We start from the raw sequence: 17,132 nt of genomic DNA, 5'->3' as shown, positions 1-17,132 counted from the left end.
AGAGATAGACTCTCGAAAGGAGCACAACGATGGAATCATACCGCTGGGACCTCAATCTGAAGGTCCGCTTGTTCGGTGAAGGCCTGTTCAACCTGTTGTTTTGGATGTACTTCCCGTTCATCACCGTCTATTTTGCCCAGACGCTCGGCGTCGAGCTGGCCGGTCTGCTCATGGCCGTGCCTCCGCTGTTCCTTTTGATCGGCAGTTTGATCGGCGGTTCGCTCGCTGACGAGATCGGACGCCGGCCCGTCATGCTCGTCGGGACGTTCGCGCAAGGGGTCTTATTCCTCGCGTTCGCCTTCTCGACGAACGCCTACGTCGACTATGTCACCTATATCGGCATCGGTTTCATGGGCGCCATCTATAAACCAGCCAGCTCGGCCATGGTCGCCGACCTCGTGCCAACCGAACATTTACGGGATGTGTTCGCGACGTTCATGGCGTCGAACAATATCGGCGCCGTGCTCGGTCCGATCCTTGGGGCGGTCCTCTTCTTCGAGCATCGCCAAGCGCTCCTATTAGGCTGTGCCTTCGTCCTGTTCGGATACGGAGTGCTGCTCGCGGCGCTCACCCGTGAGACACGGCCGGACTTACCTGAGAAGACGGTCGCCAAAACATTCCGCACCCAAGGGCGTTCGTATGCGACGATTTTGCGCGATCCGTTGTTCCGCCTCTATTTGATTGCCGGCGTATTCGCCTTGATCCCCATCATGCAACTCGACGTGTATGTACCGGTCTATTTGATTGAACAGGCCCCGGCCACGTTCGACGTCTCGAACACCGTCCTGTTCGGCTGGCTCGTCGCCTATAACGGGCTCTTGTTCGTCGTCTTCATCATTCCTGTTACGCGCGTGTTCCGAGCGTGGGACGAACGACGTGTCTTCCTGTTGTCGACGTTCCTCGCCGGCTTCGGGACGTTCCTCGTCGCCTTCTCGTCGAACATCTGGTATTTGCTCGTCGTCACGACCGTGTTCACATTCGGCGAGTTGATCCGCTCCCCGGTCAGCCAGAGCTTCGTCAGCCGCTACGCCCCGACCGAATCACGCGGACAATACCTCGCGGCCGACACGCTCCAAAACACGATCGGCAAGTTCCTTGCGCCGGTGACGGTGCTCGCCTCGGGCTTCGTGTCCCCGATTGCCGTCTTTACACTCATCTTGCTGTCGGCGCTCATCGGGATGGGGCTCTATGCCAAACTGTTCCAACAGCTCACACAACAAGACGGATGACCGCGGTCATCCGTCTTTCGCCTGTCCATCGAATAATTCCTCGCCCCGCTTCACCCGACCGTCGGGATACTTGTAAGCGACATGCTCGAGCGACAGCTTCGTCGGCGTATCGAGGCCGGCCGCGGCCGTCATGTTATAGAGCCCTTCGCGGAGCGAGATGATATAGTTCGTCACGCGGTAACTTTTCTCGTCGACGACGAGGGCGTGCTGCAGTTTCGGGTCCGTCGTCGCCACGCCGACCGGGCATCGGTTCGTATGGCACACTTGCGCCTGGATGCAGCCGACGTTGAACATGAGGCCCCGAGCGATATTGATGCAGTCGGCCCCTAGTGCGAGCGCGACGGCAATTTTGTCTGCCGTGACGAGCTTGCCGGAGGCGAACAAGGTGATACGGTCACGAATCCCATATTGCAAGAGTAGTTGATGCACATACGGGAGCGCCGCCTTCAACGGCAGTCCGACCGAATCGGCGAGCTCTTGGTATGTCGCCCCGGTCCCGCCTTCCCCGCCGTCGACCGTGATGAAATCGGGATGCTGTCCGGAAGAAGCCATCTCTTGAACGAGCGCCTCGACGTCCGCGAGGCGTCCGATGACGAGCTTGATGCCGACGGGTTTGCCGCCGATGTCTCGCAGCCGTTCGATGAAGCTGAGCAGTTCTCGGTCCGTCTTGAACTCAGAGAACCGGTTCGGGCTGTCGATCGTCACACCGACCTTGACGTTCCGGATACGGGCGATCTCTTCGGTCACTTTCGCGCCATCGATATGGCCACCCCTCGTCTTCGCACCTTGGGCGAGCTTCAACTCAAAGGCACGCACTTGCGGAATCTCACTCTTCGCTTTGAACGCCGCGTCCGAGAACGAACCGTCCTCGGTCCGGACGCCGAACAGCGCCGGTCCGATTTGACAGATGAGGTCGACCCCGCCTTTCAAATGATGGTCCGACAGTCCACCCTCGCCGGTATTCATCCACGTCCCTTTGGCCCGACCGAGTCCAATCGACAGCGCCGTGATGGCGTTCTCGCCGAGCGAACCAAAACTCATCGCCGACTGACCGACGAGACCGCGGACATAGAACGGCTCCCGACACGTCTGTTTCCCGATGACGATGCTGTCCTCTTCTGTCAATAAGTACGGTCCGACGTCGCGTTCGACAATCCGCTCTTTCCGCGTGAACAGGTTGTCCTCCTCGACTTGATAGAGATGCGTCGTCACGGTCTCGCTGTTATCGATGCGGAGCTCGTTCCGGTTCGTCGGATAGAGCACGTTCTGCAGATAGAACCCGCCCCGCTCGAAGTCTCGCTCCGAGCCGAACCCGATAATGCGCGACTTATATTTCCCGGAAATAACGGCCGCCTCATAGTCGTTTCGCGAGAACGGTTTCGCCTCGTTGTCGTTCAAGAACAAGTATTGGCGCATCTCGGGCCCGACCTTCTCCAAGATGTAGCGCACCTTGCCGAGAATCGGGAAGTTCCGGAGGACGGAGTGCTCACGCTGATGGCGGTCCTTGCGCCATAGATAGAAGACGAACAGAAACGGGGCGGCAATCGTCGACACCATCAGGACGAGCACGATGGCGAGCATCGTCGTATTTACAGACATGGGTGTCTCCTCCCTCACGTATAGTCCTTATCCGATACCACGGGCCACCATTCCTGAAACGAAAAAAGACCGACGTTTCCGTCGGCCATCACTTCTTGATCAATTTGCTCGCTTTGTCGACTTTTTCTTTGTCGTGCTTCAACTGCTTTTCGATATCGTACGCCATATACATGTCGTTTTTAATCATATAGTCGGCAATCTCGGCATGATCTTCAATCGCTTGATTCAATTGCTGGATGAGCACTTTCCGGACTTCTGGTGACGCCGTCTCGGTCACAGCCACCGCATAGGCCCGAACGGCCGACTTCGCCGTGATGAGTAAATCGGTCGCAATCAGTTCGTCCCGCTGCTTACTGGCACGTTTCAAATTTTCGGTGATTCCCATATGTGTCTCCTCCTTACGCCTTATTCGGCAACAATTGTTTCAGTTCACTGATCGCTTGTTCGGTGTTCTTCAAATGCTTCCGGGCGATCTTCTGAAGCTTTTCGTCCTTGATGAGCGGTTCGCTCACATACCCTTTGACGAGCCCTGCTTGTTTCAAGGTCAACATCTCATGAATCTCTAGCACCTCATGAATCGCGAGTTTGTTTTTAGCCATCTTCCTTCCTCCTTTTCATCGTGTCGAATGGACATGCGCTTCTTCTCGTTTATGCTTGAGCAGCCATCCGTGGAAGATAAACTCGACGACGGCGGTCACAAGAGCCGTGTAAAGCGAAAGCAATACGAAACTCGTCTCGGTCCCGATATCGAAGTCGAGAATCCACAGGAAGAACCACGTCAAAAAGAAGACGAGGCCGAAATCGGCCGCTGTCGCAATCAAGTTACCGAATTTCCGTAATACGAACATGTCGCCCACCCCATAGGCGATCAGTCCGACCGCAATCGAGATCCAGGCGGCGTGGTACCACGGCACGTCAAACCCGAGCGTCAAGACCGCGATAAACACGATGAGTAATCCCCCTAGTTTGAGACTCAGTGCCTTTCCATGATTCACTTGCATCGACGTTCACCCTTTCCCCGTGATGGCGTTCGTACATGGACCATGTTTCCATTCGTCCTCCCGTTCAAACAAAAAATTTAGCGATCATTATCGGACGAACATGATGAGAGTCAAACCATCACAATGGAAAAGTGGACTGTTAAATGCTGGACCTCAAGTCGGCTTCGGTAATGACTTGACCTCATGATTTTCTAGAAATATTTACAAATTGATTTCATGCCTTGTCCGGAAGGGATTTGACGGCCGGTCCTTCAATGACTTCCCCGTTCGGTTTGAAACGCGAGCCATGACACGGACAGTCCCACGAGCGCTCGGCTTGGTTCCAATTGACCGTACAGCCCATGTGCGTACAGGCCGACCCGACCATCGAGACGTGTCCCTCGGGATCCCGGTAGGCAGCGACTTGTTCGCCATTATGTTTGACGATGGCACCTTCATCGAGACCGAGCTCATCCACTCGTTTGTCCGTCGGCTTCAATTTTCCTTTGACGAGTTCTTTGGCCACATCGGCATTCGTCTTGATGAATCGGGCCGCGTCCGCAAGCTTCCATTTCGAACGTGTCGGATCATACAGCTCCTCATAGCGGTTCGGTTGATTCGTGACCAAGTCGGCAATGAGTCGGGCCGCCACGATCCCTTGGCTCATTCCCCATTTCGAGAATCCGGCCGCGACAAAGACGTGCGGCGTATCGTTCGTCATTCGGCCGATGTACGGCACTTTGTCGAGCGTAATCAAATCTTGGGCCGACCAATGGTGGCTGAACGTCTCGGCACCGAAATGGCGGGTCCCGAACTCACCGAGCTTCTCGTAACAGGCGAGCGTCTCTTCCTTATGACCCGTCAAATGGTTCTCGCCCCCGAACATGGCCATCTTTTTGCCATTGTCGAGTTTGACGTGCCGCAGTGAACGGCTTGGTTTATCGACGCTGATGAACATGCCTTCCGGGAACGTCTCGACCTCGGCCGAGACGACGTACGAGCGCTCGACTTCCATCTTCGCAAAATAGAGACCTTTGAAGTCGTTGAACGGGAAATGGGTCGCGACGACGACATCTTGCGCCTCGATCGAGTGACCTGTGATCGTCTCGAGTCGATGTGGCGTCCCGTACTCGATTCCCGTCACCCGCGTCATCTCATAGAGCGTCCCGCCAAGTTCGAGGAAGCGGTCCATCAACCCTTGTAAGTATTTGACCGGATGGAATTGAAGCTGGTCGCGCATGACGGTCGCCTTCTTGACGTCGTATGGCAAGAGACCGTTCACTTCGTCCGTGGCGTCACCACCGTCGATTCCGAGTTTTTCATATGCCTCTTCTTCTTTCTCGAGCAGTTTCGCCGAGCTCGAGGACGAGTGGGCGTACATATAGGCGTGCTGGCGCTCGAGGTCACAGTCAATATTGAGCGTGTCGACTTGCTCCTCGAGGAAACGGAGCGCGTCCATATTGGCCTCATAATAGAGCCGCGCTTTGTCCTCCCCGAGCGATTTGACCAGTTCGGTATAGACGACGCCATGCTGGGCCGAGACTTTAGCCGTCGTATAACCGGTCGTACCGGTCGCGAAACGTGCCGCTTCCACTAAAACGACCTGCTTCCCACGTTCGACCAACTGCAAGGCGGCGAGTACGCCGACGATGCCGGCCCCGACTACGACGACCTCGGTGTTGATGTCTTCGTTGAGCGGGTTGACCGTCTTCACGACGACATCGCGCCAATACGATTTCGGAAAATCTTGTAACATACGTGTCCCTCCTTCAGGAAAATCCAACGGTTTCGAATGCATGGATGAATTACCCTTCATTTGGGAACGAGAAACAAAAAAAAGAGACCTGCTTCAGGTCTCTTGGTCGCTCGGGATGACCACCTCATCGAATTGTTGATCGCGACAGAGCGTGATCGCCTGCATCGCGAGCTGGTAATCCGGTTCAGGTAACGTAATCAGCTCGGTCGGGAGCACCCATTCTTTGTTGTTATACAAATGGATGACGAGTTTGACGAGGATGAAATCCTGCTTCTCGAACGTGTTGTCGTCGATGATGGTCGCCGTGCTGATTTTCCCTTGCTCAAGGTCCATGTACGGCAAGAGGAGGTTCCGCACCCGCTCATTCCCGGCAATCACGTATAGGGCGGAGAAATACTCTTTCTTGACGTCACCGGGATTATGGAGGCGCTGGGCCAACCGTTTGAACACGTCGTAGTGTTCGGTCGTCAAGAATTCAAGGTTGTTCATAGCTGTCGTTCCTCTCTGTATAGACGAAAATCAATCTGTTACTACTAATTCCACGATTTAATCAATTGTAACCCTCAGACGATACCCATACCCCTACTTGTATATGTAAATTTTTTTCAAATTCCAGGTTTTTATACATATTGATAGTGGAACTATACCTTTGTCGTGCATTTACCAGTTGTTCAAACAAAGGAGGAGTTCTATGTTTCGCCATCAGAAGGAATTACAGTTCGAAGTGAACGTCGACCGTCCGGATCCGCAGCTCGCCCGTCAAATCCAAGAAGTGCTCGGCGGTCAATTCGGGGAAATGACCGTCATGATGCAGTACTTGTTCCAAGGCTTCAACTGTCGCGGGGAAGAGAAGTATAAGGACATGCTTATGGATATCGGGACCGAGGAAATCGGCCACGTCGAGATGCTCTGTGCCCTCATCTCGCAACTGCTCGACGGGGCGTCACCGGACGACCAGGCCGAGGCGGCTAAAGACCCGGCGACGGCAGCCATCCTTGGCGGGATGAACCCCCAGCATTTGATTGTCAGCGGGCTCGGCGGACTGCCGACGAACTCGAACGGGGTGCCGTGGAACGGGTCGTATATCGTCGCGAGTGGGAACTTGCTCGCCGACATGCGCTCGAACTTGCATGCCGAGACGCAAGGACGACTCCAAGTCGCCCGTCTCTATCATATGACGAAAGATGAAGGGGTCCGGAAAGTATTCCGCAAGATGCTCGCCCGTGATCGCTATCACCAATATCAATGGATGGCGGCCATCGATGAGCTCGAACAGAAGAACGGCGTCATCGTACCAGCAACCTTCTCTGCCAAGGATGAGTTAGAGGCTGAGCCACACGGTCTCGAGTTTTGGGACTTGTCGGAAGGCAATGAGTCGAGCCAAGGCAAATGGGCGACCGGCAGCGCGCCGGATGGTGCCGGCGACTTCGTCTATTTGAGCGACCCGGCCCCGCAAGGCCAGAAGCCGGTCATGGAAATTCCGGACAAATCGCTCTATCATGACTTGGATGCCCCGGGTGGTGTCGAGAAAGTTGTCAAAAAAGTCGCCGACCAAATCAAACGGAAAATCGAGTAGGAGGGAGTGATTAACTCCCGACCTCTCACACCACCGTACGTACCGTTCGGTATACGGCGGTTCAATTAAGATGTATGACGCAAAGTTTCATAACGTGATACCAGACTTTTGAGCCCTCGGGAACTCCAGTAGGAGTTCCCGAGGGCTTTGTGCAGTATCGGACTTTTTGAAATCCGCCAGTAACCCTTCCGTGAGTTGCCCCATTCATGGGCCTTCCCTTTCGGGATGCCCAGTCCGGTGAGCTTTCTCACTTTTGTGCTCGGCTTCTTCCAACTCTTCCACACGCACATGCGTAGCCTTCTTCGAATCCACGACTCGAGGGTCTTGAACACACTCGGTGTGTCTGCCAACGCAAAGTATCCGCACCATCCCATCAGGTATTGGTTCAGCTTTTGGATACGGACCTCCATCGAGTATGGTCTCTTTCGCGATGTGATGTCGCGGATTTTATCTTTCATCCGGTTCACACTGGCTTTGGCAATCCGTATTTTCGGTTCTCTGTGCTTCGTGAAGCTGAACCCAAGGAACTTTCGTCTCCATGGGCGGTCTACGGCGGACTTGTTGCCGTTCACTTTCAGCTTCAGCTTCCCTTCGATATAGGAGGTCACCGACCTCATGACCCGATTTCCCGCTTTTGGTGTTTTCACATAGATGTTGCAGTCATCGGCGTAGCGGACGAACTGATGTCCACGTTTCTCGAGTTCCTTGTCCAGTTCGTCTAGGACGATGTTCGAGAGCAGTGGGCTGAGTGGGCCTCCTTGCGGAGTGCCTTCCTCGTTGTCCGTCACGACTCCGTTTATCATGATTCCGGTTTTCAGATACTTGTGGATGAGCTTGAGCAGACACTTGTCCTCGATTCGCTTCGCCAGAAGCCCCATGAGCTTGTCATGGTTCACCCGGTCGAAGAATTTCTCCAGGTCGATATCGACCACCCAGCGATTTCCCTCTGCGATGTACCCTTTTGCTTTCTTGACCGCCCCGTGGGCACTCCGATTCGGTCGGAATCCATAGCTGTGGTCAGAGAACGTGGGGTCGTAGATAGACGACAACACCTGGGCGATCGCCTGTTGAATGAAGCGATCCATCACGGTAGGGATGCCGAGCAGTCTCACACCGCCGTCAGGTTTCGGGATTTCGACCCTGCGGACCGGTTGCGGCTGGTAGGTTCCCGACAGAAGCTCCACCTTCATGGTGTCCCAGTGTTCGATGACATGCGCTCGCAGGTTTTGTACGGGCATTCCGTCGACACCGTGGCTTCCTTTGTTCCGAACCACTCGGTTCAGGGCACGTATTAAATTTTCCCGTGACAGAATCTGTTCCATTAACATTCGTTATGCCTCTTTCCGTGAACAACGCTTCTTCTTTATCCAGTCCCTGCTCCACCCTCTTGATGTCCCCAGTGGAATTCACCACGTCCTCCATTCAAGCAAGCCCTGACGGGTTGTCTGTGTTCATCACAGCGACTGCCTGCCAAGATGTTGTTCTCTCTTAATTGTTCGGCCCTTCCCACTCGTCTCGAGACAAGGTGGTACTATGGCCTCTGCTGACTTCTGATTGTTCAGCCGCCCATCACTGGGCGGGTTACCAAGGGTACTTGGCGTTCCAATCAGAGCTCCCCGGGTAAGGACGCAATCTTTCCCTCCATCTATCTGCTCCATTTACTGCATGCGACCTTCGGCAGAAAGGGCTTTGCCTTGTTCAGCAGGCTCACCCAGTCGCACATAGCCTCGTATGAAGTTCGTGTACCTCAGACCGGAGGTTTGCCGCCCGCTTCCTTCAGATTCCACGTCGCCGTGGACACCCTTGCGCTTGGCTAACTATTACTTCTGCCTTCACAGTTCGGGACTTGCACCCTATAGATTACGCCCATGCCGGGCACACTGAAAGAAGGCTGGCCCAAAAATGGGTCAGCCTTTTCACATGCGCCGAAGCGAGATAGCCTCGCGCATTTTTTGAAGCGATTCTCGGCCTTCTTCCCCGCGCCGCATCATGACGACGGTGAACAAGGCGTCAATCAGGCTGAGCTCGGCGATGCGCGAGGCGAGCGCCTCGGAACGGAACTCTGTCTCTTGCGACACGGTATAGAGGGCGACGTCACAGAGTTTTGAGAGCGGTGACTTCGCATAGTTCGTGATGGCGATCGTCGGGACGCCGCGCTCGTTCAACACTTTCGCGACGTCGAGCGTGTCTTTCGAGGCGCCCGAGTGCGAGATGAGGACGGCGACGTCGTCGGTCGTCAGCTGTGACGCCGACATGAGCTGCATATGCGATTCCAAGTTCGCCGTGACGAACAATCCGCTCCGGACGAACTTATGATACGCGTCGAGCGCGATGACGGCCGAGCCCCCGCTGCCAAAGAACTCGATGCGACGGGCCGACAACAGTAGCGCCACCGACTTATCGAGTGAGGCCCCGTCCAAGATTTGTCGTGTCGCCTCGAGCGTCTTCACGTTCGACGTGAAGATTTTCTCCGCAATCTCAAGTGGCGTGTCTTCTTGCGAGATGTCCTCATGAATGTCTTGGAGCGGTGCGACGACGTCGGTGGCGAGCGCGATTTTCAGCGCCTGATAGCCTTTGAAGCCGACGCGCTGACAGAAACGGAACACGGTCGACTCGGCGACGTCGAGGTCGTCGGCGACTTGATTGATCGTATGGTGGATGATGCGTTCAGGCTGCTTCAAGATATAATCGGCGATCCGTTGCTCTTTCTTGCCGAGTGTCGTATAGGCGCCACGGATGCGGGCCAGGCCGTTCATCGATTCCATATGTCTCACCCTTTTTCTTTTTACGATACCGTTTCGAAAAAAATTCCGCAATCAAAAGAGGAACGTTTCATGCGAACGCTCCTCTCTGAATCATTTAATCACTTTAATCGTTTTGTCTTGCGTCTTGTACCCATTCTGAGTCATTCTCACCTTGATGACTGTTCCTGGCTTTTGTTTCGGAATTGTTAAACGATACGCACCTTTTGTATTGACTGTACTCGGCTTACTGATTGCCTTGCTGCCTACGTAAGCTTGTACTTTGGCGCCACGATTCCCTTTACCTGATACCGACGTGTGACTCGATTTAACCGTCGAAATTTGGAACGTTTTGAAGACATATAACACTTTAGTTTTAACCGTCCGATCTAGATATCCGGTTTGTGACATCCTCACCTGTAGTTCTTTCCCACCAACTTGTGAAGATATGGTCAGCTTGAACGTACCATTGCTTCCAATTTTAATCGCCTTACTGACTGGACTAGTACCACTATAGGCACGTACGGTTGCACCAGGCTTTCCTTTACCGCTCAGGGTTTTGTCCGTGGCCGCTGGTGCGATAACCATGAAGGCAGGTAGTTCTTTTTTAACATAGACTTTTTGCACCCTTACTTCGTACATAGGATGCGGATAAAATTTTATTGTCAACAGTGTTCCTGCTGGTTGTTTAGGAATCACAACTTTGTAAGATCCATTTATGAGTTTCGTCAGTTGACCAAGTCGCTGTAATCCTTTGTATACTTCGACATGTCCATTTGGTTCAAGCGCCTTGCCCGTCACAACAGTACTATTTTCTGCAATAGGATTGACTTCCCATGTACCTGTATAAGGAAGCTTCAATCGAACCGAAACAACATCGCTAACCTCGCTCAACAAACCGCCCGTGTCATCTAATTTTAAATGACCAACAATTTTATATTGATAATCTTTGCGATGATCGAGTCGTGTATCAGTCCAAGCTTCTGTATTCACAGTAGCAACTTGTTTGAATATGCCATTGTCCTCTGCACGATACACATAAAAATGATTATAGTTTTGTCGATTCCATGAGAGCTTGACGGATGTTGATGTGACATCTGATATTTTGATTCCATCAATTTTTTTGAGAAGGGAATCCCGAAATACGGTACTTGAAGAACCTTCCCAATCTTGATTTTCAAGTGTAAGTATCGGTTTTACTCGAATATAATGAATACCTTTTGGCGCGAGGTACAAATTATAATTTCGTTCGTTTACCTTATAACGCGTAAAGCTTGCAAAGTCGGAATCGTTCGAGACATCGAGGAAATAGAATGTGGTGCCAACCGTTCCGTTCCACGTTAAGGTGGCTTCTCCACCTTTTGAGACAACCTTCAGATTCGTAACTTCTGGTACAGGTATAAAACGAGCATACAAATCCATTGATTCCGTCACATCTTGATTCAGATCGATTTTCTCAGTAAAAGCTTGATCCTTGTACCAACCAATGAAGAAATGATTTGATTTCGTAGGCTCTTGAATTTTCAATGAAAGACGTTCACCGTGGGAAAATGATACAGTATCAATAAGCTGATCCCCGTCTTGCAACTGTATATTGTACGTGTTCTTTGTGTAAATCGGTTTATAGACTTGATCCTTGTTCATAGGCTCAAATTCCGGTGTCCAATGTTGTAACGTATACCCTTCTCGATCCGGAATCATAGTCGGTTGAGCCTTTTGACCAGGTTCGACATATTGGACATCTATTAGAGCATTTTGATGATTCATAAACATCGCTTGATAGCGAGGTGTCACTTGGACTTGCGCTGTGCTAGAGAGACCTGAGATTTGAAACCATACAGATTGTTCTCCTGCATTTTCAAGTATGTGATTCTGCTCCAACATGCTCTTATTCAACGGAACGGATGTTTCTTTTCCAGTGTTGTTCACAACCAGAGCTTGTCCATCTGTCAAATCGATTTCTTCATATTGGCGATACGTAGCCTTTTTTAAATTAATTTGTTTCACTCCGATTGGATATTGCTGTTTTCCTGTCGGTCTCTCCAAGTCCTTTAATACTGGATAATGCTCCGACGAAAACTCCCAAACGGCCGACGAGAAGTGAGGCATGAGTTCGGATACGACTGTTGCAGTAGGCGAAATGATTTGTCCTTGTGCTTCCCCTTCACCAATTAAACGAGATTGCGTGACGCCATAGACGCCCTGCATGGTCCCTTCGTATTTCCCTGCCAATGCCCCATGTAGATAGGATCTTCTTACGAAGCCACTATTATACGATGACTCGATTCTTGAATCTTGGTACGCATAGCCTACTAGACCACCTGATGTCACACTTCCTTGTATTTTCCCGATATTGAAACTGTTTTGAATAACTGAATTACTAATTGCGCTGCTTATCCCGCCTCCAGTAGAACCTGACAAGTCTCCCTCATTATATGTTTGCTGAATCAACGATTGATAAACTTCTCCGACGATTCCACCAATCGAACTATCTGATGTGACAATGTCACTCTGATTCATCCCATTACGAATGATACTTTCTTGGCCGGCATCCCCTACCAAACCGCCAATATCAGTCTGGCTTCCTTTTCCAGAGAAACTACCTGTGTTCTTTGCGTCCGTCAAGTTGGTCTTCCTCATGAACCCGATAATGCCCCCTATATCACTCCAACTTCCACTCGATTGAACAAAACCTTTATTCAATGCTTTTTCAACGATCGAGTAGGAAGCGTTGCCGACAATTCCTCCGCTCGATTGGGTGGATTTGATGTCCCCATCGTTTTCTGCCTGGAAAAGCTTACTTTGAGACAGATAACCAACGATTCCTCCCGCTGAATCTCCCCCCTTGATGACGCCATAGTTTTTAGCAGACTCAATCGTCGTGTAAGAAGCGCTTCCCAGTATTCCACCAATCCGATATTTCCCACTGATCGTCCCTTCATTCGAAACGTTGAGTAAAGAAGACGGCTTCAAACTTGTCCCTTTGATTTCCCCAGCAATACCGCCCACTGTTGATTTAAACAACGGTTCGATGATTACAGAAACAGATGAATCGATTTGAATATTCTCCATCATGACCGATTCTCCATAACCAAGAAGAGCACCACCAAAAAATTCTAGATTGGCATCGCTCCCAATCGTTAATTGTGTATCCGTAATGAAAAGATTACGGAATGTTGCATTTTTAGCATGACCAAACAATCCGATATGCGTCATGGAATCGGTTCGTTGTACTTGGTAGTTTGAGACAGCGAAACCATTCCCATCAAAAACACCGGTAAACGGTTTATCCTTCGTTCCGATTGGCAGCTGTTCTGCCCCCTTAAAATCCAAGTTATTCATTAGTCGATAATGCCCGTTCAGCTGATTCGAAATTTGATTAAAATCATCCATCGAATAAATATAGTAGATGTCCGTACTGGCTTGCACATCTCGTACTCCAAACGTTGCCCACATTAAGATGAACAAAATAAATAGATTGACGGTCTTCTTCATAGGTCGATTCTCACTCTCTTCTAGTTAGATAGTTCTATTGTAAATCCGAAAGTACCGTTTCACCTTTTGTTCAAAAATATTCCAAATCGTTTTTATCTTAATTTCACTGAGTTCAATGTGCCAAACTATTGACCCACTGTGGAAAAGATTCCCTTCACGTCAAGACAAATATGCTAAGCTAGGAAAGCTCATTTTTGAGAACCTGTCAGCTTTCATCCGTTTGTCCCGACTTTAATGAAGAAAGGGTTGGTCCCCATCGAACACCACCTCCATAGTACGTACAGTCTTCCCCTCGTCTTTTTATCCATCGCCGTCGCCGTCTTCTCGGCCTTTGTCTCGCTCGATATTAGCAGTCGGCTCAAATATGCCGAACGGGTGTCGCGCCTCCGTTGGGTGAGCGCCGGCGCCCTTAGTCTCGGGCTCGGCATTTGGGCGATGCATTTCATCGGGATGTTGGCCTTTCATTTGGAGGCCGACGTATCCTACCATATCGGCATCGTCATCGCCTCGATCATTCCAGCCATCGTCTCGTCCGGGTTCGCCTTCTACATCGTCAGCCGACAGACGGCACGACCGCGCGATCTCGTCATCAGCGCCGTCTTCATCAGCATCGGCATCGTCTCGATGCATTACGTCGGCATGGAAGCGATGCAGATGAACGCCGTATTGACGTACGACCCGGTCATGTGGCTGTTATCGGCCGTCGTCGCGTTCGTCGCCTCGCTCGTCGGGCTGTATCTGTTGTTCTCGCTCCCGGACGTGTCACGATTCCATTGGCGGAGACTCGTCTGCTCTCTCTTGATCGGGCTCGCCGTCTCGGGGATGCACTATATCGGCATGGGTGCGGCCGAATTTACGCCGCTCGCGACGCCACAACCTTTGACCGGCTTCTCGATGGACAGCACGCTCCTCGCCTTCTGGATCGGCGGCAGTGTCACGACGCTGTTCGTGCTCATGCTGATCTCGCTACGCAATGAGAAGCAGCTCGAGCGTCAGTCCATCGAACTCGAAACGAAGTTCCAATCCGTCATCGAGTCGGCGAACGATGCCATCATCGTCGCGGGCGCAGAACGTCGCATCGTGCAATGGAACCACGGGGCCGAGCGACTGTTCGGTTATGCCGCAAGCGAGGTGCTCGGGGAATCGATCACGCTCATCATGCCCGAGCGCTTTAAGGTCGCACACGAACAAGGCATGAAACGCTATCGTCAGACGCGTGAAGCGAACGTCATCGGCCGCACGGTCGAGCTCGTCGGACTGCGCAAGGACGGCATCGAGTTCCCGTTCGAGATGTCACTCGGCACATGGGAGACGGAGAAGGGTCTCTTCTTCAGCAGTATCATCCGCGATATCAGTGAACGGAAACAAATCGAGGAACAAATCAACGACCTCGTCTATTTGGACACGTTGACCGGCCTACCGAACCGCCGCCTGTTCAACGACCGGCTCGACGCCTTGCTTGCCCAAGGCAGCGAGTCGACATTCTCGTTGTTTTACATTGACCTCGACAACTTCAAGGTCATCAACGACCGATTCGGCCACTCATCAGGCGACGTCTTCTTGCGCCAAGTGACGGACCGGCTGTTGACGACGATTACTAAGAGCGACACGCTCGCCCGTCTCGGCGGGGATGAATTCGTCATCCTGTCGCCGAACACCGGCAGCAACTTAGCCGCCCACCGCGCCCAACAGATTACGAACGCGTTGAACCAACCGTTCTTGCTCGAAAGTGAGGACGTGTTCACGAGCCTATCGATTGGCATTAGCCTCTATCCGTCCGACGGGCGGACGGCCGATGACTTGTTGAAGAACGCCGACATCGCCATGTATCGGGCGAAAGAGGACGGCAAGAACGGCTTCCAGTTCTTCACGAAAGACATGAACGAGTCTGTCGCGCGCAAGTCACAGCTTGCGATGGCGCTCCGGAAAGGCATCGGCCGCGGCGAGTTCTCGATTCATTATCAGCCACAAGTGCATCTCGAGACCGAGGTGCTCATCGGTGTCGAGGCGCTCGTGCGTTGGACACATCCCGAGCTCGGCATGATTTCCCCGGCCGAGTTCATCCCGATCGCCGAGGAAACCGGCAGCATTCATCGTCTCGGCGAGTACGTCTTGAATGAGGCGTGCCGGCAGAACAAGGCGTGGCAGGATGCGGGCGTCGAACCGTTCCGCGTCGCCGTCAACATCTCGGCGCTCCAGTTCGCGCAAAAAGATTTGCCGGACATTGTCAGCCAGGCGCTCGAGGCGAGCGGGCTCGCACCGGAATACCTCGAGCTCGAGTTGACCGAGACCGTCATCCAGAGCGCGCAAAGTGCCATCGAGACGATGGAGGAACTCGTCGCCCTTGGCGTCCACTTGTCGATTGACGACTTTGGCACCGGCTACTCGTCGCTCAGTTATTTGAAGCTGTTCCCGATCGACACGCTGAAAATCGACCAACACTTCACGAAAAACATCGAGACGGATTCGAAGGACGCCGCCCTCGTCAAGACGATCATCCGAATGGCGCACGAGCTCGGTCTGAACGTCATCGCCGAAGGTGTCGAGACGAAAGCACAAGTCGCCTTCCTCAAGGCCGAGGATTGCAACCAGGCGCAAGGCTACTATTACAACAAGCCGATGCCCGCCGAAGAGCTCGACTCGTTCCTGTATCCATATAAGAAAAGTGTCTGACCCTCGTCCCGCCTACTCGTTAGGTCGGGACGCTTTTTTTGTTATTCGAAAAAAATTCCGTCATTCGACTTGTAAATCGAATTTAATTTGATATTATAGTGGAGAGATGGAAAAAAATTCGATTTAGAGGTGACGATATGCAAATCGGTTTGATTGGATTAGGCAAGATGGGATACAACTTGGCGCTCAACTTGAGCGACCACGGTCACAACGTCGTCGGGACGGACGCCGGGAACGTCGAGGCGACATCGAAGTTTGAGATCGTGCCGAAGCTTGAGGACGTCGTCAACTCGCTCGAGACACCACGCGTCGTCTGGGCGATGGTGCCGGCCGGTGACATCACTGAGGCCGTACTGGCGGAACTACTTGAGAAACTCGAGCCGGGTGACATCGTCATCGATGGTGGGAACTCGAACTACAAGCTGTCGGTCGCACGCGCCGAACAGTTCAGTGCCAAAGGCATCGCCTTCTTCGACTGCGGGACGAGCGGCGGCACGGAAGGTGCCCGCAACGGCGCCTGCACGATGGTCGGTGGTGACGCCGACGCCTGGCCGACGATCGAGCCGATCTTCAAGGACCTCTCGGTCGAGAATGGCTACCTGTATACGGGACCGGCCGGCAGTGGCCACTTCTTGAAGATGATCCACAACGGCATCGAATACGGCATGATGCAGGCGATTGCCGAAGGGTTCGACATTTTGGAAAAGAGCCCGTTCGATTACGATTACGAACAGGTCGCCCGCGTCTGGAACCACGGATCGGTCGTCCGCTCATGGTTGATGGAGTTGACCGAGAACGCGTTCTCGAAAGACGCGAAGCTCGACGACATCCGCGGCGTCATGCATTCCTCAGGGGAAGGAAAATGGACGGTCGAGACGGCGCTCGAGCTACAGGCGGCGGCCCCGGTCATCGCCATGTCGCTCATGATGCGCTACCGCTCGCTCGAGGACGACACGTTCTCAGGGAAAGTCGTCGCCGCGCTCCGAAACGAGTTCGGGGGCCACGCGGTCGTCAAGAAATAACCGCAAGGAAAAGGTCAGGGGTGGCCTTTTCCTTTGTAAATATTTGTAAACGGTTACACAT

The 17,132-nt window shown here is 52.6% G+C and carries 13 protein-coding genes; 4 read left to right on the top strand and 9 right to left on the bottom strand.

The window, feature by feature from the left end; genetic code table 11:
- Window positions 1–29 precede the first annotated feature (29 nt).
- Entirely contained in the window at window positions 30–1,229 is a 1,200-nt protein-coding gene (locus KNP68_RS04345; RefSeq protein WP_214798795.1) for an MDR family MFS transporter, read from the top strand.
- Window positions 1,230–1,235: 6 nt separating this feature from the next.
- Here KNP68_RS04345 and KNP68_RS04340 read toward each other — a convergent pair whose 3' ends face one another.
- The 6 genes from KNP68_RS04340 to KNP68_RS04315 all read right to left on the bottom strand — a co-directional run bounded on the left by KNP68_RS04340 (window position 1,236) and on the right by KNP68_RS04315 (window position 6,053).
- The gene (locus KNP68_RS04340) at window positions 1,236–2,828 is read right to left on the bottom strand and encodes an FMN-binding glutamate synthase family protein (protein WP_214798791.1); all 1,593 of its coding nucleotides are present in this window, start codon (window positions 2,826–2,828) and stop codon (window positions 1,236–1,238) included.
- Between the two features lie 88 nt (window positions 2,829–2,916).
- Window positions 2,917–3,213 (bottom strand): spore coat protein, encoded by a 297-nt coding sequence (locus KNP68_RS04335; RefSeq protein WP_058764647.1) that lies wholly within the window; start codon window positions 3,211–3,213, stop codon window positions 2,917–2,919.
- Between the two features lie 13 nt (window positions 3,214–3,226).
- Complete coding sequence (locus KNP68_RS04330; RefSeq protein ID WP_029594786.1) at window positions 3,227–3,427, bottom strand: hypothetical protein; 201 nt, start codon at window positions 3,425–3,427, stop codon at window positions 3,227–3,229.
- Between the two features lie 15 nt (window positions 3,428–3,442).
- Complete coding sequence (locus KNP68_RS04325; RefSeq protein WP_214798788.1) at window positions 3,443–3,829, bottom strand: DUF2512 family protein; 387 nt, start codon at window positions 3,827–3,829, stop codon at window positions 3,443–3,445.
- 214 nt (window positions 3,830–4,043) lie between these two features.
- On the bottom strand, window positions 4,044–5,564 hold the full coding sequence (locus KNP68_RS04320; RefSeq protein WP_214798785.1) for an FAD-dependent oxidoreductase: 1,521 nt from the start codon (window positions 5,562–5,564) through the stop codon (window positions 4,044–4,046).
- A gap of 93 nt (window positions 5,565–5,657) precedes the next feature.
- Complete coding sequence (locus KNP68_RS04315; RefSeq protein WP_029594782.1) at window positions 5,658–6,053, bottom strand: hypothetical protein; 396 nt, start codon at window positions 6,051–6,053, stop codon at window positions 5,658–5,660.
- A gap of 202 nt (window positions 6,054–6,255) precedes the next feature.
- Between KNP68_RS04315 and KNP68_RS04310 the strand changes: the two genes are divergently transcribed.
- Window positions 6,256–7,140: a manganese catalase gene (locus KNP68_RS04310; protein ID WP_214798782.1), complete on the top strand. Its 885-nt coding sequence runs from the start codon at window positions 6,256–6,258 to the stop codon at window positions 7,138–7,140.
- 65 nt (window positions 7,141–7,205) lie between these two features.
- Here KNP68_RS04310 and ltrA read toward each other — a convergent pair whose 3' ends face one another.
- From ltrA to KNP68_RS04295, 3 genes are all read right to left on the bottom strand, one after another.
- The gene (gene ltrA, locus KNP68_RS04305; protein ID WP_214798647.1) at window positions 7,206–8,468 is read right to left on the bottom strand and encodes a group II intron reverse transcriptase/maturase; all 1,263 of its coding nucleotides are present in this window, start codon (window positions 8,466–8,468) and stop codon (window positions 7,206–7,208) included.
- 588 nt (window positions 8,469–9,056) lie between these two features.
- Window positions 9,057–9,905 (bottom strand): MurR/RpiR family transcriptional regulator, encoded by an 849-nt coding sequence (locus tag KNP68_RS04300; protein WP_029594780.1) that lies wholly within the window; start codon window positions 9,903–9,905, stop codon window positions 9,057–9,059.
- A 90-nt stretch (window positions 9,906–9,995) separates the two neighbouring features.
- Window positions 9,996–13,376, bottom strand: a complete 3,381-nt coding sequence (locus KNP68_RS04295; RefSeq protein WP_214798779.1) for an InlB B-repeat-containing protein — start codon at window positions 13,374–13,376, stop codon at window positions 9,996–9,998.
- A gap of 246 nt (window positions 13,377–13,622) precedes the next feature.
- Here KNP68_RS04295 and KNP68_RS04290 point away from each other — a divergent pair, with 246 nt between their 5' ends.
- Window positions 13,623–16,049, top strand: coding sequence for a bifunctional diguanylate cyclase/phosphodiesterase (locus tag KNP68_RS04290; protein ID WP_251131451.1), 2,427 nt, complete (start codon window positions 13,623–13,625; stop codon window positions 16,047–16,049).
- Window positions 16,050–16,186: 137 nt separating this feature from the next.
- Window positions 16,187–17,071: a phosphogluconate dehydrogenase (NAD(+)-dependent, decarboxylating) gene (gene gnd / locus KNP68_RS04285; RefSeq protein WP_214798772.1), complete on the top strand. Its 885-nt coding sequence runs from the start codon at window positions 16,187–16,189 to the stop codon at window positions 17,069–17,071.
- The last annotated feature ends 61 nt before the right edge of the window (window positions 17,072–17,132 follow it).

The sequence above is a fragment of the Exiguobacterium sp. s50 genome (genome assembly GCF_018618175.1).
Taxonomy (GTDB): domain Bacteria; phylum Bacillota; class Bacilli; order Exiguobacteriales; family Exiguobacteriaceae; genus Exiguobacterium; species Exiguobacterium chiriqhucha.
This window is presented reverse-complemented; position numbering and strand designations above follow the sequence as displayed.

Coding starts and splice junctions, on each gene's coding strand:
- KNP68_RS04345 (WP_214798795.1), top strand. CDS start 30: ATGGAATCATACCGCTGGGACCTCAATCTGAAGGTCCGCTTGTTCGGT.
- KNP68_RS04340 (WP_214798791.1), bottom strand. CDS start 2,828: ATGTCTGTAAATACGACGATGCTCGCCATCGTGCTCGTCCTGATGGTG.
- KNP68_RS04335 (WP_058764647.1), bottom strand. CDS start 3,213: ATGGGAATCACCGAAAATTTGAAACGTGCCAGTAAGCAGCGGGACGAA.
- KNP68_RS04330 (WP_029594786.1), bottom strand. CDS start 3,427: ATGGCTAAAAACAAACTCGCGATTCATGAGGTGCTAGAGATTCATGAG.
- KNP68_RS04325 (WP_214798788.1), bottom strand. CDS start 3,829: ATGCAAGTGAATCATGGAAAGGCACTGAGTCTCAAACTAGGGGGATTA.
- KNP68_RS04320 (WP_214798785.1), bottom strand. CDS start 5,564: ATGTTACAAGATTTTCCGAAATCGTATTGGCGCGATGTCGTCGTGAAG.
- KNP68_RS04315 (WP_029594782.1), bottom strand. CDS start 6,053: ATGAACAACCTTGAATTCTTGACGACCGAACACTACGACGTGTTCAAA.
- KNP68_RS04310 (WP_214798782.1), top strand. CDS start 6,256: ATGTTTCGCCATCAGAAGGAATTACAGTTCGAAGTGAACGTCGACCGT.
- ltrA (WP_214798647.1), bottom strand. CDS start 8,468: ATGTTAATGGAACAGATTCTGTCACGGGAAAATTTAATACGTGCCCTG.
- KNP68_RS04300 (WP_029594780.1), bottom strand. CDS start 9,905: ATGGAATCGATGAACGGCCTGGCCCGCATCCGTGGCGCCTATACGACA.
- KNP68_RS04295 (WP_214798779.1), bottom strand. CDS start 13,376: ATGAAGAAGACCGTCAATCTATTTATTTTGTTCATCTTAATGTGGGCA.
- gnd (WP_214798772.1), top strand. CDS start 16,187: ATGCAAATCGGTTTGATTGGATTAGGCAAGATGGGATACAACTTGGCG.